Raw genomic sequence first — 25,214 nt, 5'->3', positions numbered from 1 at the left:
TAGTATATTATCAATGTTTAGGTTGTTTGTAAAGTGTTTTTTCTTAACACCTAAAAATTATTATTTAAACAATGAATCAAAGCCTGGTAATTTCATTTTTTTCTTACCTTTACCACTTGCCATTCCAGTCATTTGCTTCATCATTTTTTTCATTTCATCAAATTGCTTTAATAGACGGTTCACCTCTTGAATAGATGTTCCAGAGCCTTTTGCAATACGCTTTTTACGGCTACCATTAATGATTTCCGGATTCGTCTTTTCTGCCGTTGTCATCGAATAAATAATCGCTTCTACACGGCCCATTTGCTTATCATCTACTTTAACATTGTCTAAGCCTTTAATTTTGTTCGCGCCAGGTAGCATTTTCAAAATTTCATCAAGAGGCCCCATTTTCTTCACTTGCTGTAATTGTTCAACAAAATCATCAAATGTAAAGGTTTGGGATTTAAATTTTTCCTCTAATTCTTTGGCCTTTGCTTCGTCAACATTTGCCTGAGCCTTTTCAATAAGTGATAGAACGTCACCCATCCCTAATATACGAGACGCCATTCGTTCTGGGTGGAAAGGTTCCAGTGCATCCATTTTTTCGCCCATACCAACAAATTTTATTGGTTTCTGGGTAACGGAACGAATTGATAAAGCTGCACCGCCACGTGTATCACCATCAAGCTTTGTTAAAACAACTCCGGTAATACCAATTGCTTCATTAAAGCTTTCTGCTACGTTTACAGCATCCTGACCCGTCATAGCATCCACAACTAGGAAGACTTCATCTGGCTCCTTTAACGCACGTATATCTTTTAATTCCTGCATTAAATCTTCGTCAATATGCAAGCGACCCGCTGTATCGATAATAACGACATCATGATGCTCTTCTTTTGCCAGTTCAATTGCCTGACGTGCAATTTCTACAGGAGAAACATCAGTGCCTAATGCAAATACAGGAAGAGATAACTGTTTACCTAATGTTTGTAATTGCTGAACAGCCGCTGGGCGATAAACATCTGCCGCTACTAGTAATGGCTTACGGTTATATTTTTTACGTAACACATTCGCCAGTTTACCTGTAGTCGTCGTTTTCCCCGCACCCTGTAAGCCGACCATCATAATAACAGTTGGTGGCTTTGTATTAAATTTAATGGGGCTTTGCTCGCCACCCATCAATTCCGTTAATTCGTCCTGTACGATTTTAATTACCTGCTGGCCAGGTGTAAGGCTTTGCATAACATCTACACCAACCGCACGTTCACTAACCTTTTTCACGAATTCTTTGACTACTTTTAAGTTAACATCCGCCTCGATTAAAGCAAATCGGACTTCACGCATCATTTCCTTAACGTCTTGTTCCGATACCTTACCTTTACCTTTAATCTTTTGGATCGTTCCTTGGAGTCGTTCCGCTAATCCTTCAAAAGCCATTGCTTTCGCCTCCTAATCCCATTCTTTCAACTGCTCAATAAGCGCTAGCTGTTCTTCAGCCGTCATGTTTTGTTTTGTAATTCCTGCTGTTAGCTGTGCAAGCATTTGTGTACGTTTTTGAAATTTGTCTAATAAACAAAGTTTTTCTTCATATTCTTCAAGCATCGCTTCTGTTCGACGAATATTATCATAAACAGCCTGACGTGAAACTCCGTATGATTCAGCGATTTCCCCAAGTGAGTGATCATCTAAATAATATAGTTCCATATAACTACGTTGCTTGTCTGTTAATAATGCTTGATAAAAGTCGAAGAGAAAGTTCATGCGTGTTGTTTTTTCAAGTAGCATCGAATGTTTCTCCTCCCGTCCTTAGTCATTTGTATCATAACGAAAAGCGCCCGTCTGTGTCAAGGTAATTCCCTTGTCTAAAAGCCTTCATTAACTGCTTTCAGGCGTCTTTCACCTATAGCAAGCATTTCTCTTTTAAACAATGAATTGTCCATTTTACAGACGAGCTTTTCACTTAACTAAATTATGCCCCAGTGTATATTCCCCCAGAATAATCAAGGTCGATTAAAAAGTCCCTCTTCAGTAAATATTCTCAAGGGAGCCTCCCAGATTCGGCAGGCGTTTCTACCTCACCTGAATAGGCAAAAATCGCATTCATCTCGTATTTATAGAGGGGGCGTAATCAAGATTAATCCTCGTTATTTTGTAATTCTTTATCTAATCCCTCGGCAAATAAACCATAGACATAGCGTTCTGCATCAAATGGCTGAAGGTCATCCATCTTCTCACCAAGTCCTACAAACTTAACTGGAATGTGTAATTTATTACGAATTGCTAGGACAATACCACCTTTTGCTGTACCATCAAGCTTTGTTAAAACGATTCCCGTAACATTTGTCGCTTCCTTAAACGTTTGTGCCTGCACAAGTGCATTTTGACCAGTAGTTGCATCTAAAGCCAATAGAACCTCATGAGGTGCATTTGGTATTTCACGTGAAATGACACGATGTACTTTTTCAAGCTCATTCATTAAATTGACTTTGTTTTGTAAACGTCCAGCAGTATCACAAATTAATACATCTGCTTTGCGATTTTTCGCTGCACGAATAGCATCATACATCACTGCAGCTGGGTCAGAACCCTCAGATTGTTTAATGACCTCACAGCCGACTCGATCGCCCCATACTTGTAATTGATCGATGGCTCCAGCACGGAACGTATCGCCCGCAGCCAAAACAACCGTTTTGCCCTGAGATTTCAAACGATGAGCAAGCTTACCAATTGTTGTGGTTTTCCCAACACCGTTGACTCCAACAAATAGAATCACTGTTAGTTCACCATCAGGCTGCATGTTTACATCAATTAAATCCTCTTCGCCCTGCTCATAAATTTCAACAAGCTTCTCAGAAATCACTGCTTGGATACCATTTGTGTCTTTAATATTTTTTCGTTGAACCTCAAAACGTAATTTGTCCATTAGCTCCATAACTGTTTCAAAGCCAACGTCAGCCTGTAATAATAAATCTTCTAGTTCTTCAAAGAAGTCCTCATCCACTTTTCGATAACGTGCCACTAAATCGTTTACTTTTGAAGTAAAGGAATTTCTCGTTTTTTCCAGACCAGCTTTAAATTTTTGCGTAATGGACCATGCAGAAGGCTTTTTCTCCTCCACATTCGCAACCTCGTGCACTTCATGTTGCACCGGTTCTTCCATTAATTCGGGAAGTTCTGTTTCAATAGGACCCTCCGCCTTTGGAGTCTCAGTTGCTAAGTCGATTTCCTCAACAGTTGCTTCAATAAGAGCGGGCTCCTCTGCATCCTCAAGCTTCTCGGCAGTCTCATCCTCATTTTCATTAACTTCTACAACTTTTTCTTCTTCTGCTGGGTTGCCCATCAGCTTATCTTTTAAACGTTTAAAAAAACTCATGCTTGTTCGCTCCTTTGCTCCGCAAGTACGGGTTCATCTTCTAATTTTACTGATACAAGTTTCGAGACACCAGACTCCTGCATTGTAATACCATACAATACATCAGCTCCTTCCATCGTTCCTTTACGATGTGTGATAACAATGAATTGTGTGTCATGGCTAAATTTTTTCAAGTATTGACTATACCGAACTACATTTGCCTCGTCTAACGCAGCCTCTACTTCATCCAGAATACAGAATGGTACAGGTCTTATATTTAAGATGGAAAATAATAATGCGATGGCAGTAAGTGCACGCTCACCACCAGAAAGTAAACTTAGATTCTGCAATTTTTTCCCTGGAGGCTGAGCCACAATTTCAATACCTGTTTCAAGTAAGTTTTGAGGCTCCAGTAATACTAAATCTGCTTGCCCACCACCAAATAATTCACGGAATACACGCTTAAATTGTTCACGAATAGCATAAAACGTTTCGCTAAATCGCAACGTCATCTCCTCATCCATTTCTTTAATGGCTTCATGCAATGTTTCCTGAGCAGCAAGTAGATCCTCACGTTGCTCTGTCAAGAATGAATGACGTTCTAGTACTCTATCATATTCTTCAATCGCACTCAAATTAACAGGACCAAGCTCTTCAATCGATTTTTTCAATAGCTTCACTCTACGTCGCATATGCTCTTCATCGCTAATTTCTATCGCAATCTCCTCAGCCTCCTCAAGGATTAGCTGATAGTTTTCCTCTAGCTGCTCATTAAAACTTTTAATTTCAAATTCTAAGCGACTCTGCTTTAGCTCATTTGCACGTATTGCTTCAAGGTAACCTTTATGTATACGTTGCAATTCTTTAAGCTGTTCCTCTAAAGCAGCGAGTTGCTGCTGTTGTGCTATTTTCTCATCCTTTTTCTGAGAAATCGTATTGTGTAACGAATCTCTTCTCTCTTTCCAAGTAGCAACCTGCTCCTCAACTTCTTCATCACTTAAAAGTTTTGTCGACTCATCTGATTGCAACCAGATTATTTCCTGAGAAATACTGTCCATCTTTTGCTGAGCTTTGTTTAATTGCAAAGCTATTTCTGCAGTAGCAATTTGTACTTGTGACATTTGCTCCTGCATAACTGCTAATTGGGAGCGTTTTTCTGCTAATTGTTCACGCAGTACATCTTTCTCCGTTTCGCTCTGCAGTTTTATTTTATTTAGGTGCTCAACCGTACCATTAATCTCTAATAGCTCTGTCGCTAGGGCTGTTAAACGATTTGTAGCCACTTCCCGTTGAGCTAATAATGTTTGCTCGCGTGTCTTAACATCTTGTGTCTCATTTGATGCATAGGATACACGTGCTGATAGACTTTTCTCAACAACCTCAAGCTCACGAATACGACTTGCCTGTTGTAATTCATCCTTTCGAAGCTGTTCGCCTTCAAGTTTCAATTGCTCTACTTGATCTCGTAATGTCGCTAGCCTTTCTTTTTCTGCTGAAACAGCCTGTTCAGCACTAAAAATAGATGCTTCCAACGCTTCTAATTTGACAATTAGACCATCTAATTCAGCCTTTCTTGTAAAGAGCGAAGATTGTTGCTTCGTTGCACCACCTGTCAATGAACCACCTGCATTAACAATATCACCATCAAGAGTCACCACACGATAGCGGAAGCCACATAAACGTGCAATTTGACTCGCACCCTCTAAGCTTGATGCAACAATTACATTGCCTAGAAGATTCTCAACAATTGTTCGATTATCCTCATGGAAAGTCACAAGTTCATCCGCCATTTGTACAAAGGCGGGGTGCTCTATTGCCAAATGAATAGTAGATAGATTAATTTTTCGCGACTTCATAACTGTCTTTGGTAAAAATGTTGCACGACCAGCTCTTTTTTGCTTCAACCAATGTATAGCCTGCTGAGCATGACGCTCATCCGTTGTCACGATATGCTGAGAAGCCGCACCTAAGGCTGTTTCAATCGCTTGTGAGTATTTTCCATCTACTTGAATTAACTCAGCGACAGCCCCCTCAATGCCTACTAGTTCACCTTTATCACGTGCCAGCAATACTTCTTTTACACCTTGGAAGAAACCTGAAAAGTCAGCTTCAAGCTCTGCTAATGTGTCCTTTCTAGCCTTAAGTTGCTGTTGGTGTTGATAAGCTTTATAAAGCATATCCTGCTTCTCATTAAAAGATGCATTGACTTTTTTTAGATCAATTTGCAATGATTCGTAATGTTCAAGCTTTCCTTGCAAATCCTTTGTTGTGGTGTTGTGAGCCACAGCAAGCTTTTCTTTTTCTGCAATAATTTGCGCAAGCTCTTGTCCAATTTCATCTGTTTGGTCTGACATACGTGCTGCCATCGCTTTTTGCTGTGCCAATTGCTGATCAATATTCTTTAATTCATTTTTAATGGTTGCCTCTTCATTTAAGGAGTCAATATAGCGATTCTTTTGCTCTTCAATCTCTTGCTCAATTTCAGTAACAGAGCGATTTAATGATTGTTCCAGTTGCTTAATGCTTTGTTTTAACACCAGTACATCTTGCTGCTTCTCTGTAAATAGCTCTTTTTTTTCAGCTTCCTGTAAAATCAGAGCCTCTACCTCAGTCTTTGCTTCCTGTAAAGAAGCATTCAATTGTAGTAATTGATTGGAAGCATTTTGTCGCTTTTCTGCCATTAGTGCCTTTCGACCATCCCAACGTTCAACTTCCATTGTTGCATTCACAAAATCAGCTTGAGTAGTATCTAAATAGTCATCTAGCTCCTTTAACAGTTTACGAATACTTGCTGTTTGTTTTTCGACGGTAGCGATGGAATGTGCTTGTTTTTGCTCAGTCTCAGATAACTCTGTGAACTCAGCTTCCAGAGCATGCAAAGATTGTGCACAATTTTTTAAATCGTGCACAAGAATGGCGATATCAAAATCTTTTAGCTCTGTAGACATTTGCACATAATCTCTTGCACTGGATGCCTGAATTTCAAGCGGTTCAAGTCGACTATCTAATTCATGTAATATATCTAACACGCGATATAAATTTTCATCTGTTTCAATAAGTTTATGCTCTGCTTTTTTCTTTCTCAGTTTGTACTTTAATACGCCAGCTGCCTCTTCGAAAATTGAACGTCGGTCATCGGGTCTGCTATTTAAAATCTCATCAACACGGCCTTGCGAAATAATTGAAAATGCCTCTTTCCCAAGACCTGAATCCATAAACAAGTCCGTAATATCCTTCAGGCGACACTGCTGGTTATTTAATAAATATTCACTATCACCTGAACGGTATACGCGTCTTGTTACGCTGACCTCTGTATATGAAAAAGCAAGTTGTTCATCTGTATTATCTAAAACTAATGTTACCTCAGCAAAATTTAGTGGCTTTCGAGAATCACTGCCAGCAAAAATAACATCCTCCATCTTAGATCCACGTAACGACTTTGCCGATTGCTCCCCAAGTACCCAACGAATGGCATCAGTGACATTACTTTTCCCACTGCCATTTGGTCCGACAACTGCTGTCACACCAGGTACAAAATCAATTCCAATGCGCTCCGCAAAAGATTTAAAGCCAATCACTTCGAGTCGTTTTAGGAACATCTATTAAGCCTCCTCTTTCGCAGTTTGCTCGCGCATTGTTCGCATTGCACATTGCGCAGCTTGCTGCTCGGCTTCTTTTTTCGATTTCCCTCGACCAATACCAAGCTCCTGTCCATTCAAAAGAACACTTGATACAAAGGTACGGTTATGGGCAGGACCCTTTTCATCAATAATTTCGTAATGAAGTAATCCATTATTCGTTTGTTGTACCATTTCCTGCAGTTGACTTTTAAAATCCATCACATGCGAAAAAGCACCGATTTCTACTTTTGGGAACACAATACGTTCTAAAAATGACACGACCGTTTGCAAATCTTGATCTAAGTAAAGAGCACCTACAAATGACTCAAAAACATCAGCAAGTAGCGCCGGGCGTTCCCGTCCACCTGTCAATTCTTCACCTTTTCCGAGTAATACGAAGCGACCAAAACCTAATTCATTTGCAAAAATAACAAGAGATGGCTCACATACAATAGATGCTCGTAGCTTCGTTAACTCGCCCTCACTCATATTAGGATATTTCTCAAAGAGGTATTTAGAAACAGACAGTTCAAGTACTGCATCTCCTAAAAATTCAAGACGCTCATTATCCGTAAATAATTTACGGCGATGCTCATTCACATAAGATGAATGCGTGAATGCTTGATACAATAAATTTTTATTAATAAATGTGATATTCAATTCATGCTGTAGCAGCTCGAATTGATTGCGTACTTTTTCAGGAAGTACGCCAGATTTCTGCATAGTTCCTTTTCTTTTCATAGCCATTGAACAATCTGCCTTCCTAATAGTTTCTACCGTCTTAGTGTACCTTTTTCAAGGCGTTTATGCAAAATTATTTCGGCTGAAATACAATGTTTTGGAAGTTTTTTTGCAAATTATTTTCCAAAATAAAAAAAGGGACATCCATAGTTCAAAAAATGAACCATTTCGTACCCTTTTAAATACACTTTACAATGTAAATTTGCTCTTTTAACGAAAAAAGAGTAGTAATAATTTCTGCCAGAGGCTTTAACTTTATTTAACCAGTCCATAAAAACGATTAGCATTTATGACAAAACCTATCAAGGTGTTAAATAAAGTTAAAAAAATTAGTTTATTTTACTTTCAATGTATGAAATAGCAGAACCTACTGTTGAGATTTTTTCAGCATCTTCATCAGAAATTTCCATATCAAACTCGTCTTCAAGCTCCATTACAAGTTCAACTACGTCTAATGAGTCAGCACCTAAATCATCACGGAAAGAAGCTTCAAGCGTTACTTCGCTTTCTTCAACACCTAAACGGTCCACGATTACTTTTGTTACACGTTCTAATACTGTAGACAAATCATTCACCTCCCCTCAAATATTATACAAAAAAACATTATTATTGACTAATTGAAATTACATCACCATGCCGCCATCTATATGCAATGTCTGACCCGTCATATAATTTGCATCATCTGAAGCTAGAAAAGCTACTGCCTTTGCAATATCCGCTGGCTGCCCAAGTTTTGCCAGCGGAATTTGAGTAAGCATTCCCTGCTTTAATTCTTCTGGTAATTGATCAGTCATTTCTGTTTCGATAAAACCTGGTGCAATCGCGTTTACCAAAATATTTCGTGAGGCTAATTCCTTTGCTGTTGTTTTTGTTAATCCAATTACACCAGCTTTGGCAGCTACATAGTTTGCCTGTCCAGCATTACCAGCAACCCCAACGATAGATGAAATATTAATAATGCGTCCTGCACGTTGCTTCATCATTTGACGTGTTACGGCTTTGGTGCAAAGGAAAACACCTTTAAGATTAGTATTTAACACATCATCCCATTCGTCTTCCTTCATACGCATTAATAAGTTATCACGTGTGATTCCAGCATTATTTACTAAAATATCAAGCGAGCCAAATGTCTTCACCGCTGTATCCATTAATGCTGTAACTTCCTCTGTTTGTGACACACTCGCTTGTACGGCAATAGCCTCTCCGCCATTTTCTTGAATTCTTGCGACAACCTCTTCTGCCTTTGCCTGAGAGCCACTATAGTTAACGACAACTTTAGCTCCTTCATCAGCAAGCTTTAATGCAATAGCACGCCCGATTCCACGTGAAGCACCTGTTACAACGGCTACCTTACCCTCTAATTTACGCATTAATTGTCCACTCCTTTGCCGCTTCTATCACTGACTCTAAGGATGCTTCATCATAAACACAATAAGTTGCAACAGAGCGATCGATTTTTTTCACTAGACCACTTAATACTTTGCCTGGACCACACTCAATAAAAACATCAACACCTTGTGCAATCATTTCGCGTACAGAAGCTTCCCACTGTACAGCACTATAAACTTGTTCTACTAATTCTTGTTGAATAGCAGAAACATCCTCTAATTCTTTTGCCATAACATTACCAATTACCGGAATCTGTGGCTCTGATAATGATATAGCTGCTAATGTTGCTGCTAATTTATCAGAGGATGGACGCATAAGCTCTGAATGGAACGGGCCACTAACAACTAAAGGAATTGCTCGTTTGGCACCTGCTTCCTTCGCAGCTACAGAAGCCTTTTCTACGCCTTCCTTTGTACCTGAAATAACAATTTGTCCTGGACAGTTAACATTCGCTACCTGAACCGGATTCCCTGCTTTAGATATTTTTTCAGTTACCTCATGCAGTGCCTCAAGCTCCAGCCCAAGAATAGCTGCCATTGCCCCCTGTCCAGCAGGCACAGCTTCATTCATATAAAGGCCACGCTTATGCACAACAGAAACTGCATCCTCAAACGATAACACACCTGCTATAACCAGTGCTCCATATTCTCCAAGTGAATGTCCAGCAGCGAAATTTGGTGTAATTCCTGCTGTCTGTAATTTTTCTGCAACCATTACACCAGTTGTTAATAGAGCTGGTTGTGCATGGTAAGTCAATGTTAACTCCTCAGCAGGCCCCTCTAACATAAGCTTCGATAATTCAAAGCCAAGTGATTGATCTGCACGATTATAAAAAGCCTTGCTGTCTGCTGAATTTTCAACAAACTCCTGCCCCATACCTACTGTCTGTGAGCCTTGCCCAGGAAAAATAAATGCTATTTTCGTCATTCTTCGTTAACCCCTTTTTAATCAATTATGCCTCGGCAAAATTGCGTCCAGAATCGGATTTGTGCTTAGGCCTGCGTGAGGGCCGACACGATGTCGGTCATTTCGGTAAAGCCACAGGACGTGGCGTTTTTTACCGATGCAGGTCAGTTAGCCGTTATCGCATGGATGCGATGGTTTTAGGCTAACATCCTTTAAGAACTCCTTTCCGATTCCGTGACATCCGCCGGGGGCTTTAACTTCTTTCAACTGAGAGAAGTTAATCAATTTCTAGGTGACGTACTGTCTCGGTAATCGTTGAGATTACTGTATGCTCCACCATTGTACTTGCTTGGCGTATTGCACTGTAAATGGCTTTAGCATTAGATGAACCATGTGCCTTTATAACTGGCGCCTGTAAGCCAAATAAAGCTGCTCCACCATACTCGGTATAATCCATTTTGTTTTTCAAGTCACGTAAATTATTTTTCATAAGAGCGGCCGAAATTTTTGTCTTTGTTGAAGACATAAATGCTTCCTTCAACATTGAAAATAATGCTCCTGCTGTACCTTCAATCGATTTCAGTACCATATTTCCCGTAAAACCATCTGTTACAACAACATCTGCTACCCCTTCTAGTAAATCACGTGCTTCCACATTGCCAATAAAGTTTAAATCCGCTTCTTTTAGCAGTTCAAAAGCCGCTTTTGTTAATTCGTTCCCTTTTTTATCCTCAGTACCGATATTAAGCAAACTGATGCGTGGTTTTTGTAAGCCCCCAACCTTTTTGGCATAAATATCACCCATAATTGCATATTGCAATAAATGCTCAGGTCGTGCATCTGCATTTGCACCAAGATCTAACATTAAAAAGCCCTTACCATCTAATGTTGGTAATGTAGTCGCAAGCGCTGGTCTAGCAATTCCCTCTATTCGCCCAACTTTAAACAGACCGCCTGCCATTAAAGCTCCTGTATTACCTGCGGAAAGACAAGCATCGGCTTTCCCAATTTCCACTGCATCCATTATTTTCGCCATAGATGAATCCTTTTTACGACGAACAGCACGTGCTGGATCATCAGTTCCTTCTACTACTTCTTCACAATGTATAACCGTCAATCGGTCATGTATTTTTAAAAATGGCTCAAGCTTTTCTTGTTGACCATATAATTGTATTTCTAAATTTGGAATTTGCTCTAATGCCAATAGCGCACCCTCAACAACTGATTTTGGTGCGTTGTCGCCACCCATTCCATCAAGCGCTAATTTCATTGTTGTTCACCTTAACCTTTCGTGCGGTACATATCAAATTCACCAACAAAAACAGTTTCACCATTAACTGTGGATGTTACCTCTACTTTTGTTCGATGATTTTCATCATCACGTGCGATAACAACTGCCTTTGTAATAACACGATTTCCAGCTCTAACAGGTTTCACAAACGTTATATTCGAATGCACTGTCAATGCCAGTTCGTCATCAATAACCGCTACCGCTAATGAGTTTGCCTGTGCGAACAAATGATGTCCACGTGCAATGCCATTGCGCTGAAAAACATGCTCTTCTTTTACGTCAAAAATAGATAATGCACGATTATCCAATTCAATATCAATAATTTCTCCGATAATTTCATCAATCGGTAGTGATTTTACTTCATTTTCATAGGTTTTCGAAGCAACATCTTTAATTCGCTCTCGCAATTCTGGAATTGCTAATTCCATACGATCTAAACGAATCGTTTGGACACTCACCTGAAACTGTGTTGCAAGCTGTTCATCTGTGACGAATGGATTTTCAGCTATCGTTTCAGATAATAGTCGCTGTCGCTCTTTTTTCGTTCGTCTCAACATCATTCGCCACCTTTTTTAGTTGTTATTAGCACTTGGTACTAATATCAGTATATAGACTATAAAAAAAGAATGCAAGACCTGTTTTCAAAACAAGTTCTTACATCCCGTTGATAGCATCTGAATAATTATTAATCAAAGCGTTCCCCCTGCAATACGCCTGATTGCTCAAGCATTGCCCGTAAAGCCTGATAGTCATCATGCTGCCAAAAAGCATCCGTCTCAAGCATCTCGATAGCATCTTTTCTCGCAGTCTCAAGGATACGATAATCATGCACTAAATCTGCTACTTTAAAGTCTGGTAAACCACTTTGCTTCCGGCCAAAAAAATCACCTGGTCCACGCAGCTCCAAATCTTTTTCAGCTAGTCGGAACCCATCATTCGTTTCTGTCATTGACTGCATTCGCTCCTTCCCTTCATCTGATTTTGGGTCAGCCAGTAATACACAATATGACTGGTGCTCTCCACGTCCAACACGCCCCCGCAACTGATGCAATTGTGCTAGTCCAAAGCGTTCTGCATCATAAACAAGCATAAAAGTTGCATTCGGTACATTTACACCAACCTCAACAACTGTTGTTGATACAAGCACATCTATTGCCCCCTCACTAAAGGCACGCATAACAGCATCTTTTTCATCGGCTGTCAGACGACCATGCATTAATCCAACATGGTATCGTCCGCTAAAATACGTGGCGAGCTGCTCATAAATCTCAACTGCATTTTGGACATCAAGTTTATCAGATTCCTCAATGAGCGGGCAAATCGCATATGCCTGCCTACCAGCAGCAAGTTCCATTTCAAGCTTTGATAGAACAGAGCCAAATAGCTCTTTTTTCATCCAGTGCGTTTCAATCTGTTTACGTCCCGCTGGCATTTCATCAATAATGGAAACATCCATTTCCCCAAACGCTGTGATAGCAAGGGTACGTGGAATAGGGGTGGCCGTCATAAAAAGCACATCTGGATTATCTCCTTTATCACGCAGAATTCTACGCTGCTCAACCCCAAAACGATGCTGTTCATCAGTTATCACAAAACCAAGTTTACTAAAAATAACATCCGGCTGAATAAGTGCATGTGTCCCAATTAAAATATCAATACTGCCATTAGCAAGCTCCTCTAAAAGTAAGCGGCGCTCTTTTGTTTTTGTTGATCCTGATAGTAAAGCGACACGTACACCAAATGGTTCAAACCATTCTGTCAAGTTTTCAGCATGTTGCTCTGCCAGTATTTCTGTCGGCGCCATCAACGCTCCCTGAAAACCTGCAGTAACGGCTCCGTAGAGGCAAATTGCCGCAACAACTGTTTTCCCTGACCCTACATCTCCCTGAAGCAAGCGATTCATACGATGTGGTTCTTTCAGATCTTTGCAAATTTCATTAACCACACGTTTTTGGGCAGCAGTTAATTCATAAGGTAACGATGCAATGAAAGCACGCAGTTTTTGTAAATCATATTGTATTATGGTGCCATGCTCACTATCCTTTCTAATTTTACGTAGAGCTTGAATACGTAGCTGAAAGAATAGTAGCTCCTCATAGGCAAAGCGCCGTCTAGCCTGTTTTGCATGCCCTGCATCGAGAGGGAAATGAATTCCTTCAAGACCATCAGCTATTGGAGCAAGCTTATAGGCCTCTTGTATATGTAATGGAATAGCATCAGGTATCTCTGCACCAATGTCATCTAACGCCTGTCGTATATATTTACGAAATCGTTTTTGTGGAATAAGGCCCTTCAAGCTATAGACAGGCTCAAAGTCGACCTGCTCTGTCTTTGGACCGAATGTGACAGATGTTCCATTGATTACCTGTCTGCCTCTGTCCCACTTTCCTGTGACGGTAATAATAGCTCCAGGAATAAGCTTTTGCTTTAAATAGCCTTGATTAAAAAACACAACCTTTACTAAATGGCGACCTGCTAGCACTGTCACCTGTAATCTTGATTTATTGCGCCCTAAAAACAAAATTGTCGGCTCACGCTCTACTTTACACTCCACAGTCACACGCTCATTATGGGGTGTTTGTGCCAAATCCTTTAACCTAAAATCCTCATGTCTATGTGGAAACGTCCATAATAAATCTGCTATCGTCTCGATGCCTAATGCCTCTAAATGTCCTGCAGTTTCCTTCCCGATTCCCTTTAATCCGGTGACTGGACTCGTTAAATCAGTCATCTTGTACGACAACTCCTTTCATGATGCTGGCTATAGAATATATATGTTCTATTTAGCAGAATGTTAGCTTTTTTACTTTCACTGTATCATAGATCTACGGTTTTCCCTAAAATAAGTACTTTACTATTTAGCATCAGGTGGGTCCTATAGTATGGCACTTCAGTTAGAGCCTCTAAGCCTTTATTTATATTGGTTTATAATCTCAATAAACAGCTTAATTGCCTTTGGAAATACATCCTCATCAAGATCAAATTGAGGGTGGTGATGTGGATATTGACTTTTTTCTCCGCCCATACCAACAAAAATAAACGCTCCAGGTTTTTTCTGTAAATAGTAGGAGAAATCTTCTCCACCCATCACAGGCTCAACTACTTCAAATACGTCATGACTAAATTCTCTGCAAATAATATCTTGCACGAAACTTGATTCCTTTGGGTCATTTATAAGCGGTGGCGTCCCTATTATAAAACGAACCTCCGCTTTTGCTCCGAAGGCTTGACAGATTCCCTCAGTTAAATTGGCCATTTTTGTCTGAATCGTTGTAACTGTTTCAGGAGTTAACGCCCTTATTGTACCTATTAATCTCGCCGAATCAGGAATAATATTATAAGTCGTACCAGCCTGAACCTTTCCTACAGTAATAACCCCTGCCTCAATCGGATTGATACCTCGACTTATTATACTCTGAAAAGATTGGATTAAATTACTTGCAATATAGATAGGATCAATTGTTTCATGTGGCATTGATCCATGACCTCCATACCCTAGAATGTCAATCTCAAAATCATCAACGGAAGCCATCATTGATCCATGTGTTAACCCAATTTTCCCCTTCTCTAACCCCTGCCATAAATGAATACCAAAAATTGCATCTACTCCCTCTAAAACACCCTGTTTAATCAGCAAATCTGCTCCACTAGGGGTAATTTCCTCAGCCGATTGGAATATAAGAACAATATTTGGTTCAACTTCATTGTTTGATAGCCATTCAGCAACTGCTAATAAAATAGCTGTATGACCGTCATGACCACACATATGAGCAATTCCGGGTGTTTTAGAGATGTATGGTTTATCCCCTTCCTCAACAATCGGAAGCGCATCAATGTCTGCTCTTAGGGCAATCGTTTTCGAACCTATCGTCCCTCTTATCCATCCAACTACACTGGGTGGTTCAAAAGACAAAATGTCTATATTTAACTCCATTAATCTATTTCGAATGAATTTGCTTGTTTCAAACTCCTCTCCAGATAGTTCTGGATATTGATGAAGATATCGTCTATCATCTATCGCTTTTTTCGCCAAAGACTCTAAATTGTGAATTTCCATTATTTAATAAAACTCCTTTATGGTTTCCCTGCAACTGATGGCCCAATTCTAGACTCCAAATATCGATGTATGAACTAGAATAATATTTGAGCCATGCCTATTCTGCCTCATTGAAAAAGAACAAGCAATTTGTAGTAGTGAATAATGTTGAAATAATAAACAATTATAGATTAAAAAAAGACAAACATGCTATCTCTTTACTGATAGCATGTTTCATGTTGTTGAAATACTATTATGTCAATGAAATCAAGGTGACAAATTAAAAGTATAGTCTTTTTCAAAACGAGGGGGTGATCTCCGTTCCGACTGAGTGCTTTGTAGCTGTCGCTTTGCTTTCGCTACAGAAAACATTTGCCGCTGACGCTTCGCTTTCGCGCAGAGCAGAGCTTCCTGGGGGCTTCCGATGAACCGCTTCACTCGCGTTGTGAAGCTCCAGGCCTCATCTGTGATGTTGAATCCCCAAGAAGTCACTCAGTCTACACTCCAATAAACCACTGCTCATAGTATTTTCTTCTGGCATTTCACATAAAAGTATAGTGATAAATTTTGAAGTCTTAACCATCACTATTTTGCGCAAAATAGTGATGGTTACATTTTAATAAGTGACTTTTGTAAAGTTACAAAGTAGTTTTATGCATAAAATGTAGGTTGACAGCTATAGAATTATACCACTATTCTATCCATTTAATGATGGTGAGTAACATGCTTTTACATTACTTTTGAGGAAAGAAAATATTTAAAGTTCTACACTATTGCTGATTGGAGTGCAAGGCTACTCGACTCCCGTGGGATAGCGAGACAGACGAGACCCTGCACGGAGCGTCAGCGAAGGAAGCGGCTCGTCGCTCGCCCACTGGAAAGCGAGTAGCCTGGAACGGAAATCACCTTCTTTTTGACTAAATATTCACAAAGAGTCCCTTGACCATTTAGTTTTTCAACACTATGAAACATGCTATCTCTTTACTGATAGCATGTTTATTTTGCACCCTATTGAATCGCTTTAATACTTTGTAATCCACCATTTTCTAGAATTGCTTTACTAATGGCTTTTCCTGTAGGTGTGGCAGCCAAGCCGCCTCGAGCAGTTTCTTTTAGATTAGGACTCATAGATTGTCCGATTCGATACATTGCCCCAATTACTTCATCGCACGGGATACGACTTGTGACGCCAGCGAGGGCCATATCAGCTGCCACAAGTGAATTAGCGGCTCCCATTGCATTTCGTTTTACACATGGAACTTCCACTAACCCAGCGACAGGATCACATACAAGACCTAGCATATTTTTAAGTGTAATGGCAAAAGCTTCAGAACATTGTTGTGGTGTACCACCAGCCATTTCAACGATAGCTGCCGCAGCCATACCTGCTGCTGAGCCAACCTCTGCTTGGCAGCCACCAGCAGCACCAGAAATGGATGCATTATTGGCAACCACAAAGCCGAATGCACCTGAAGTAAATAAATAGCGAATCATTTGCTCACGCGTTGGATTTAACTTATTTTTGACAGCAAATAATGTACCTGGTACAACCCCAGCTGAGCCAGCGGTTGGTGTTGCACATATTGTTCCCATTGCTGCATTAACCTCATTCGTTGCAACTGCTTTGCTGACAGCATCTAATAATAAATCACCAGATAATGATTTTCCTTGCGCTATATAAGTTTGAAGCAATACGGCATCTCCACCAGTTAAGCCAGTTACGGACTGTACACCTTTTAAGCCACGTTCAACAGCTTCCTCCATGACCGTTAAATTACGATCCATTTGCCCCATAATTTCTTCTCGTGAGCGTCCCGTTATTAGCACTTCCTGTTCAATCATAATTTCTGAAATTAGTTTTCCCTCTTGCTCTGCTCGTTCAACAAGTTCACGAACATTATGAAACAATACGTCCATAGTGAGACACCCCCTAGTTGTTAATTTTTGATACCTTCGTAATATGTGGTATTAATGAAATTTGTTGCAATACTTTTTCCTCTATATTTTGATCGACTTCAATAACCATCAGAGCCGTTAATCCTCTCTCTATACGTGAAACCTCCATATGACCAATGTTAACATCATGCATCGCTAAGCAATTAGCAACATTGGCAATACAGCCTGCCCGATCATCATGTACTACAAGAATGGCTGGCATTCCCCCAGTTAAACGTAGCTTGAAACCGTTTACTTCACTTACTTCAATTTTACCGCCGCCAATAGAAATACCAACGACAGACATTTCTCCCTCATCATCACCTATGACAAGACGCGCAGTATTTGGATGCTCAGTATTTGCTGTTTCTGGGATAAATTCATAATCTAGCCCAGCTTTTTCGGCTTCAGCAAAGGCTGTTTTAATTCGCTCATCAAATGTATCAAAGTTTAAAAGACCTCCGATTAATGCAACATCAGTTCCATGACCTCTATACGTTTCAGCAAATGATCCATATAGGTGGATTTTTGCCCACTTTGGCTGTCTACCAAATAGATCTCTAGCAACACGTCCAATACGAGCTGCCCCTGCCGTATGAGAGGAGGAAGGCCCAATCATAACAGGTCCAATAATATCAAATACTGAAGTAAACTTCATTCAAACACCCCTCTATTCTATCCATATAATAATATTTACATTTACTTATATCATGCTTGATAGTAACTATAAAAGTAAAGCAATAATTTATCAACTTTCAGAAAATTTACACGACTATAATTTCCACGATGAGAATATTGTTATTTTTTGTCCACTCTCTATATACAGTAGCTCTTAAAGGCTCATATTCCAGTATTTCCAATTTTATCGTCCTCTAGATACGTACAGTGAATTGTTTATTTTGGCATTGCAATTCAGTAATTATCTTCTATTCTCCTTATAGCATAAACAAAAGCAGTACACAAACTGTGCACTGCTTTGTCTATTTATTTACTAAGTAGGCATTAAATTATTCTACCGAAATAATATATGGATATAATGCTTGTTTACCATTAAATAACTCAATTTCTACTTCTGGATAGTTCTCTTCAATAAACTTCACTAATTCTGAGGCATTTTCTTCCGATGTATCTTCACCGTAAATAACTGTAACAATTTCAGCATTTTCATCCACTAAATCGGTAATTACCTTTTCAGCTGCATCTTTTAATGCTGGTGTAGATAACACAATTTTTCCTTCCGCAAGAGCCATGAAATCGTCCTTATGAATTTGGATGCCATCTATAGATGTATCACGCACTGCATAAGTTACTTGACCAGTTTTTACGTTAGCAAACGCTTCTGTCATTGCTTTTTGGTTTATGTCAACTGTTGCTTCTGGATTGAACGATAAAATAGCTGCCATCCCTTGAGGAATAGTTTTAGTAGGTACTACTGCCGCTTCAATATCTAGAAGCTCAACTGCTTGTTCTGCCGCCATGACAATATTTTTGTTATTTGGTAAAATTAACACTTTTTCAGCACCAATTTCTTGCACAGCTTTCACGATATCCTCAGTTGAAGGGTTCATTGTTTGACCACCTTCGATGACGTAGGATGCACCGATTGAACGAAGTAATTCAGCCACGCCCTCACCCATTGCAATAGTTACAATAGCATATGGATGTTTCTCAGCCTTTTTAACAGGAGTTGTTGCTCTATGATCCTCACCAACAATAGCAGAATGCTGTTCACGCATATTGTCAACCTTAATTTTAATAAGACTGCCATATTTTTGCCCCATTGCTAAAACAGCACCTGGCTGCTCAGAATGGATATGCACTTTCGCAATTTCATCATCTGAAATCACCAACAAAGAATCACCTAATGGGTTTAGCTCATTTCTAAATTGTTCTTCACTAAAAGGCTCTTTGCCTTCCTCAAAGCGGACCATAATTTCCGTACAGTAACCGAATTCAATGTCCGCTGTATTCATGAAATCCTGTGCCCTATGATGTTCTGCATTGATTAAATCATCTAATGTTGCTTCATTTTTCTCTGGTAATGGTTCACCTTTCAAGGAAGCTAAAAATCCTTCATACACAAATAAAAGACCTTGACCACCACTATCAACAACACCTACTTCTTTAAGAACTGGTAGTAACTCAGGTGTACGTTCTAATGATGCTTTTGCTTCCGCTGTAAATGCCTCCATCACCGCAATGATATCGTTTTCAGTTTCAGCCACTTCAACGCCTTTTTTTGCCGCTTCACGAGCAACTGTTAAAATCGTACCTTCAACAGGTTTCATGACTGCTTTGTAAGCTGTATCTACGCCAGCTTGGAAAGCACCTGCAAACCCCTTAGCGTCAATTGCCGCCTCTTTTTCGATAAACTTCCCAAAGCCTCTAAATAACTGAGATAGAATAACACCAGAATTACCACGCGCTCCCATAAGTAAACCTTTTGACAAAGCCTGTGCTGTTTTTCCAATATGTTCTGAGGCAGAATGCTCTGTTTCCTTGGCACCAGATGTCATCGATAAGTTCATATTTGTTCCGGTATCGCCATCTGGCACCGGAAATACATTTAATGAATCAACATAATTTGCATTTTGGAATAGGTGATGAGCACCCATTTGCACCATTTCCGCAAACTTTATTCCGTCTAAAGACTGCATTCGATTTAGTTCCTCCTCTTAATCATTCGCTACACGAACGCCCTGCACAAAAATATTGACAGATTTTACGCTCATACCTAACGTTTTATCCACTGTATATTTCACTTTCGACTGTACTTGGTAAGCCACTTCCGAAATTTTCGTACCATAACTAACAATAATGTACATATCAATATGTAAATCGTCGTTCTGCTGTCGAATAACAACACCTTTTGCAAAGTTTTCTTTACGTAAAATATCAGTTAGACCATCACGAATTTGATGTTTAGATGCCATGCCAACAATACCGTAGCATTCTACAGCAGCGCCACCAGCAATTTGTGCAAGTACATCTGTTGAAATATCAATTTGGCCGAATTCATTGTTTAATTCAATTGACATAGAAATGCCCCCTTGGCTCTTTTTGACTAAACTATATTGTAACACTTTCGTTATACAATAAGCAACCTAAGAAGGCATGAAAACGCTCTGTATCAACGTTTCGCTGGCATTATATAGGATAAAATACTCCTTCATCGAATATTTCATTTTGCTATCAATTTCGCCTTGGCGTAATTGCGTTCAGAGGCTTTGGGCCAAAATGTGAGGTTGGTCACTTAGGCGTTTTCACAGGAAGTGAAGTTCTTAGCCTGAGTTCTTCTATTTCAGTAGGTGTTTGGACATCCACTGAAAAGGAACCAAAACCACATTCATCTCACCATCTGTAGAGGTGGAAGTCTTCTGCTGAATGAAGATAAAAATTGTTACGTCCTTTTTCTTTGGCTTTATATAATGCTTGATCAGCCAATTCACAACACTTCTCTAATTGTTCAATTGTTGAAATTTTGGCGTGACACATCCCGATGCTAACTGTTACAATGTCAGCTATTTTTGAATGCTCATGACGAATGTTTAAACTACGGACTTCCTCTAAAATTTCCTCACAAACATGCTCCGCAAATTTGGATGCGTGTTGGCTAACAATTATAAACTCTTCGCCTCCCCATCGTGCAGCAAATGCATTATACTTTTCAGCAATTTCATCTAGTAGAGCAGCAACCTTAATTAATGCCTCATCACCTTGTAAATGACCATAATGATCATTGAAATTTTTAAAGAAATCAATATCAATCATCATCACTGTTAGGTTTTTAGCTTTATGAAGCTGTTGCCCAATTTGCACCAGCTTATTATTAAAAGCTCGTCGATTAGGAAGATTTGTCAACGAATCACGGAGGGCTTGCTCTAACAGCTCATTATTTTTTTCAACTAATAATTTTGATAATTGCTTGGATTTTGTCATTTCTTCCCCCAACAAAATATGTTGTGTGATGAATTGCTTCTGAATCTTGTAGGTATGATACTGAATAACGAACCCTATCGGAAGAATGAGAGACAACGGTAGGAAAACCTTGATACTTTCGCCCGATATTCCATTACCCAAGTAAGCACTGATAAAAATTGCTAGTGCAGTTACTACAATTAATGGATATATCTTACGAAAAGAAATAGCGAAAACCGTACAAATAATTAAAAACAGCACTTCATATAGAGCAGCATGTTTAAAATAATATACATCCATTACAGTGATAATTGTAATTAACAATAACACTATATAAATATACATAAGTAAAACCATTTCATATTTGCGCATGTTCAAGAATGTAACATGTAATTTTTTTTCTTTAATAAGCAATAGAACTGCCAAATCAATATAAAACAAAATAGTATGAATCGCAATATAAGCTGGCACCATCACTTGCTCTGTTTTTGAAAAGAAAACCTCACCATAATGTATGATTGTAATGACGGCTGATACATACATTAATGACCATGCCACTGTTCGCATACGCTTTACATTAAAATAAATCATTTCTTTACTTATAGCGAGAGCAAGTTTTTCTTGATTTTCCATACTGTCCGCTCCTATTGCAATTTAGTAAATAATATTTCCTATATTTATCGTCTAAATAATTTAAAATACAAGTAATCTCCTTAAAAATATTGAAAAAAATTAGAAATAGCATAGCTCCAAAATACATTACTTTTCTGATTTCATTTTTAGTTTGTGAATATATTCATTGGTGACATCAGTATCAAGAAACCTTTGAAATCTTCCCACTGCATCATCTAAAGTTAATTCATGTATCCGAACATAAGATAAATTTTCTGCTATTCTACTTTCACTTTTCTAAAATATTCAACAGACTACAATTACAATCGCTTAAAAATAAAAAAGAAAAAGCTGATACTTTTTAGCATCAGCTTTCTTCAAATCTTTCACTATTAAAATAAACTCTTAATAAGCGTGTCTAGCATTACAGGCATTTCCTTAAAAGCACTGTCCACTTGTAATCTTTCTGTTTTTTGGTGGGCATCCTTTCCAAATGGGCCAACATTCAGAACAGGACCTTGTAAGGCTGACATAGCATCAAACGGAATACTATACGTATCGCCATATACAGGTGTGTTGTGCTCAAAAGCGGTCCATCCATTTGAAGCATCTGAATAATTCACATAGCTTAAATCACAAATACCATTAAAATAATGAATTTGTTCAACCTCAATATCAAATGTTTTGGCTGTTTTTTTCATCAATTCAATCAATTGAATAACTAATGGATGATTCGATGAATTGATGGCTGGATAGTAAGGTGGCGCATACAATAATACGGTTGCTGGCGTTAGTTCTTGGCAACGAATCATCAGTTGATCCACTATTCGGATGGATTTTTCACGATCATCCCATACACTGTTTTCTAGAACCTGACGTTTGATGGATGCCACTTCCTCAGTGCCTAATTTATGAATCGCGTGCTCCAAAAGCGCCTCATAGCGGAGGACTTTTACCTTTCCAACACCCTGAACCTTTTCTCGCTCACACATTTGTTTATAGGACTGATTACAAGCCATCATAGCCTCTAAAGCTACTTGCTCAAAAATTTCCATTACTTCAGATGCAGTTCGCTTTAATAGGAACACATTGTAAAGAGCGGCTGCGCGATATGGCGTTTGTGTGGAATACTCCATTTTCAAATCCTTTAATTGTAAGGACACCGGTAATGGTGTACTCTCACCAAGATCTGTTTCACGGAATATTGGATTCCACTCCATATGCTGTGTCATATAAGAAGCAATAAAGTTTGCGGTCATCCCTTTTAACGGCTCTCCTACATGTGTCTCTTTCCCATAGAATAAGGCGGCAGGCATAATTTTACCGATAGTTCCTGAATAGATATATTCATTTATATCAGCAGGTCCCTGTGAAAATGAAGGCTCACTGTTTAAAAATAGTTTATAAGATAACCCATATTGTTCACGAAGTCTGACTAACTCCACCACTGCAGCTCTCATTCCCGCTGAATTCACTTCTTCATCAGGTACAGCCGTTAAAATTAAATTAATGGGCCATTGTTCAATGCTTGCTTTTTCGATTAATTGCATATGCAAGGCAAGTCCCATTTTCATATCCATTGTTCCACGGCCAAATAGATAATTACCAGATTCTAAATCAATTCTTGCGGCTTCGGGTAAATCCTTTTTGTATTTTGGCTCCATCAACTTTTTCGTTAATTCTTCTGGATAAAAGGCAAAAGGTTCAAGCTCTCCATACTCCTCTGTATGGACAGTATCAAAATGACTAATTAACACCACTGTCTCTGTCGCGGTTGGATGCTTATACAAGGCTGTTACAGCATTTCGCCCAAGTCCAGCATCATGCAGCTCAATGAATTGCGGATTATCTTGAAAATAAGAAAGCGTTTGCAATATATTTTTTAATTTATAAGCAAACTCATTCTCACCTATCGTTAATGTCCTACTTTCCCAGCTAACAATTTCACATAACAATGCTTTTAATTTTTCAGGTGAATCCCAAAAATAATTTTCCATAAAAAAGTCTCCTTTATTCGATACTCAAGATCGAATGCATTTCATTGTCTATCTAGTGATTCCTGTTCTGTTATTTCCAGTTCAGAAGAAACTGTATTCGTTTTACTCAATTTAATCTTGTAGAAAATCATGCATGCGATAAAGAATCCAATACCATATAGTAGTCCAATTCTTTGCGTTGGATCGAAAGCTAAAAAGGCAAGGATTATCACGCAAAAGCTCATACAAAAAACTGGGATTAATGGATAAAATGGCGTTTTAAATTTTAAGTCAGCTACATTCCCTCCAGCCTTTACATAACGATAGCGGAACATCAATTGAGAGGCACATATTCCCATCCAAGAAATCGTAACGGATATTCCTGCAATAGACATGAGTAAAACAAATACTGCATCTGCTTCCATTACACTTGTTAAGAGGGAGAGCAATGAGAAAAGCATTGTAAAAATCAATGCATTCAATGGCACTTTGTTTTTAGTGAGACGTCCAAATAGTTTCGGAGCCATTCCCTCTTTAGACATCGACCATAGCAAGCGTGTTGATGCATATAAGCATGAATTCCCTACTGATAAAATAGCCGTTAAAATAACAAAATTCATAATGCCAGCAGCATATGGAACCCCAGCTAAATTCATTAACGTTACAAAAGGACTTTCTAATAAGCCCAGCTCAGAAGAAGGGAATATAGCAGACAATACAATAATAGAGGCAATATAGAAAACAATGATTCTAAAAAGAATTGTCCGTATTGCTCGTGGAATGTTTTTTTCTGGACTCTCTGTTTCCCCAGCAGCAATACCAACAAGCTCCGATCCCTGATAAGAAAAGATAACATTCATCATCGTGACAAAGATAATACTAATTCCTGCCGGGAATAACCCAGAAGGTGCTAAATTCGTAAAATGTGGTGTAGGGCGATCAGCTAATGGAATCAAACCAAAAATGGCAGCACCCCCAATAATAATAAATGCTATTACTGCAATGACTTTAATACTCGCAAACCAGAACTCTGCTTCTGCAAAACCCTTTGTTGTTAATGCATTTAAGATAAAGAGTAGAACCATAAAAACTGCACACCAGATCCAAATCGGCACATTTGGAAACCAATGCTGCATCAAAATCCCTGCAGCTGTAAATTCGACTCCTGCTGTTGCTGCTGAACCTACAAAGTACATCCATCCTAATGAGAAACCAGCTGATGGACTGATAAAACGTGTTGCATAGGTTTGGAAAGATCCTGTTACAGGCATATAAACAGCTAATTCTCCAAGACAATTCATAACCATATATAATATTAATCCACCAAATAAATACCCAATTAAAGCTCCCCCGGGACCTGCCTGATTGATTGTATAGCCAACATTTAAGAATAACCCCGTCCCAATAACGCCTCCAAGTGATAGCATCAATAAATGACGGCTTTTCATTGATCGGT

At 39.1% G+C, this 25,214-nt stretch carries 19 protein-coding genes; all 19 read right to left on the bottom strand.

The genetic code is table 11. The annotated features are described in order from the left end of the window. Nucleotides 1–60 precede the first annotated feature (60 nt). Nucleotides 61–1,419, bottom strand: a complete 1,359-nt coding sequence (ffh, locus tag QNH24_RS05725; protein ID WP_283871140.1) for a signal recognition particle protein — start codon at nt 1,417–1,419, stop codon at nt 61–63. A gap of 12 nt (nt 1,420–1,431) precedes the next feature. After that, a complete protein-coding gene (locus tag QNH24_RS05720; RefSeq protein WP_283871139.1) occupies nt 1,432–1,767 on the bottom strand; it encodes a putative DNA-binding protein in 336 nt (111 codons plus the stop codon). A gap of 349 nt (nt 1,768–2,116) precedes the next feature. Further along, the gene (gene ftsY / locus QNH24_RS05715; protein WP_283871138.1) at nt 2,117–3,355 is read right to left on the bottom strand and encodes a signal recognition particle-docking protein FtsY; all 1,239 of its coding nucleotides are present in this window, start codon (nt 3,353–3,355) and stop codon (nt 2,117–2,119) included. Next, the gene (gene smc / locus QNH24_RS05710; RefSeq protein WP_283871137.1) at nt 3,352–6,933 is read right to left on the bottom strand and encodes a chromosome segregation protein SMC; all 3,582 of its coding nucleotides are present in this window, start codon (nt 6,931–6,933) and stop codon (nt 3,352–3,354) included. The genes ftsY and smc overlap by 4 nt, the downstream gene beginning before the upstream one ends. A 3-nt stretch (nt 6,934–6,936) precedes the next feature. After that, nucleotides 6,937–7,701, bottom strand: a complete 765-nt coding sequence (gene rnc, locus QNH24_RS05705) for a ribonuclease III (protein WP_283871136.1) — start codon at nt 7,699–7,701, stop codon at nt 6,937–6,939. Between the two features lie 323 nt (nt 7,702–8,024). Further along, nucleotides 8,025–8,261: an acyl carrier protein gene (gene acpP, locus QNH24_RS05700; RefSeq protein ID WP_008181678.1), complete on the bottom strand. Its 237-nt coding sequence runs from the start codon at nt 8,259–8,261 to the stop codon at nt 8,025–8,027. Between the two features lie 57 nt (nt 8,262–8,318). Continuing rightward, nucleotides 8,319–9,065 carry a 3-oxoacyl-[acyl-carrier-protein] reductase gene (fabG, locus tag QNH24_RS05695; RefSeq protein WP_283871135.1) on the bottom strand — a complete coding sequence of 249 codons (747 nt, stop codon included), beginning with the start codon at nt 9,063–9,065 and terminating at the stop codon, nt 8,319–8,321. Beyond that, on the bottom strand, nt 9,058–10,011 hold the full coding sequence (gene fabD, locus QNH24_RS05690) for an ACP S-malonyltransferase (RefSeq protein ID WP_283871134.1): 954 nt from the start codon (nt 10,009–10,011) through the stop codon (nt 9,058–9,060). Before fabD ends, fabG begins: the two co-directional genes overlap by 8 nt. Nucleotides 10,012–10,267: 256 nt before the next feature. Beyond that, nucleotides 10,268–11,260, bottom strand: a complete 993-nt coding sequence (gene plsX / locus QNH24_RS05685) for a phosphate acyltransferase PlsX (RefSeq protein WP_283871133.1) — start codon at nt 11,258–11,260, stop codon at nt 10,268–10,270. Between the two features lie 11 nt (nt 11,261–11,271). Further along, the gene (fapR, locus tag QNH24_RS05680) at nt 11,272–11,835 is read right to left on the bottom strand and encodes a transcription factor FapR (protein ID WP_283872753.1); all 564 of its coding nucleotides are present in this window, start codon (nt 11,833–11,835) and stop codon (nt 11,272–11,274) included. Nucleotides 11,836–11,966: 131 nt separating this feature from the next. Next, nucleotides 11,967–14,012: an ATP-dependent DNA helicase RecG gene (gene recG, locus QNH24_RS05675; RefSeq protein WP_283871132.1), complete on the bottom strand. Its 2,046-nt coding sequence runs from the start codon at nt 14,010–14,012 to the stop codon at nt 11,967–11,969. A gap of 180 nt (nt 14,013–14,192) precedes the next feature. After that, on the bottom strand, nt 14,193–15,338 hold the full coding sequence (locus QNH24_RS05670) for a M20 metallopeptidase family protein (protein ID WP_283871131.1): 1,146 nt from the start codon (nt 15,336–15,338) through the stop codon (nt 14,193–14,195). Nucleotides 15,339–16,325: 987 nt separating this feature from the next. Continuing rightward, nucleotides 16,326–17,234, bottom strand: coding sequence for an L-serine ammonia-lyase, iron-sulfur-dependent, subunit alpha (sdaAA, locus tag QNH24_RS05665; RefSeq protein WP_283871130.1), 909 nt, complete (start codon nt 17,232–17,234; stop codon nt 16,326–16,328). A gap of 13 nt (nt 17,235–17,247) precedes the next feature. Beyond that, nucleotides 17,248–17,910, bottom strand: coding sequence for an L-serine ammonia-lyase, iron-sulfur-dependent subunit beta (gene sdaAB / locus QNH24_RS05660; RefSeq protein ID WP_283871129.1), 663 nt, complete (start codon nt 17,908–17,910; stop codon nt 17,248–17,250). A gap of 349 nt (nt 17,911–18,259) precedes the next feature. Then, nucleotides 18,260–19,909: a DAK2 domain-containing protein gene (locus QNH24_RS05655; RefSeq protein WP_283871128.1), complete on the bottom strand. Its 1,650-nt coding sequence runs from the start codon at nt 19,907–19,909 to the stop codon at nt 18,260–18,262. Nucleotides 19,910–19,927: 18 nt separating this feature from the next. Beyond that, nucleotides 19,928–20,290 (bottom strand): Asp23/Gls24 family envelope stress response protein, encoded by a 363-nt coding sequence (locus QNH24_RS05650; protein ID WP_054770620.1) that lies wholly within the window; start codon nt 20,288–20,290, stop codon nt 19,928–19,930. Nucleotides 20,291–20,603: 313 nt separating this feature from the next. Next, nucleotides 20,604–21,803 (bottom strand): GGDEF domain-containing protein, encoded by a 1,200-nt coding sequence (locus tag QNH24_RS05645; RefSeq protein WP_283871127.1) that lies wholly within the window; start codon nt 21,801–21,803, stop codon nt 20,604–20,606. A 371-nt stretch (nt 21,804–22,174) separates the two neighbouring features. After that, on the bottom strand, nt 22,175–23,779 hold the full coding sequence (locus QNH24_RS05640) for a M20/M25/M40 family metallo-hydrolase (protein WP_283871126.1): 1,605 nt from the start codon (nt 23,777–23,779) through the stop codon (nt 22,175–22,177). Between the two features lie 41 nt (nt 23,780–23,820). Beyond that, on the bottom strand, nt 23,821–25,206 hold the full coding sequence (locus tag QNH24_RS05635) for an amino acid permease (RefSeq protein ID WP_283872751.1): 1,386 nt from the start codon (nt 25,204–25,206) through the stop codon (nt 23,821–23,823). Between the last annotated feature and the right edge of the window lie 8 nt (nt 25,207–25,214).

The sequence above is a fragment of the Lysinibacillus pakistanensis genome (assembly GCF_030123245.1).
Taxonomy (GTDB): domain Bacteria; phylum Bacillota; class Bacilli; order Bacillales_A; family Planococcaceae; genus Lysinibacillus; species Lysinibacillus pakistanensis.
This window is presented reverse-complemented; position numbering and strand designations above follow the sequence as displayed.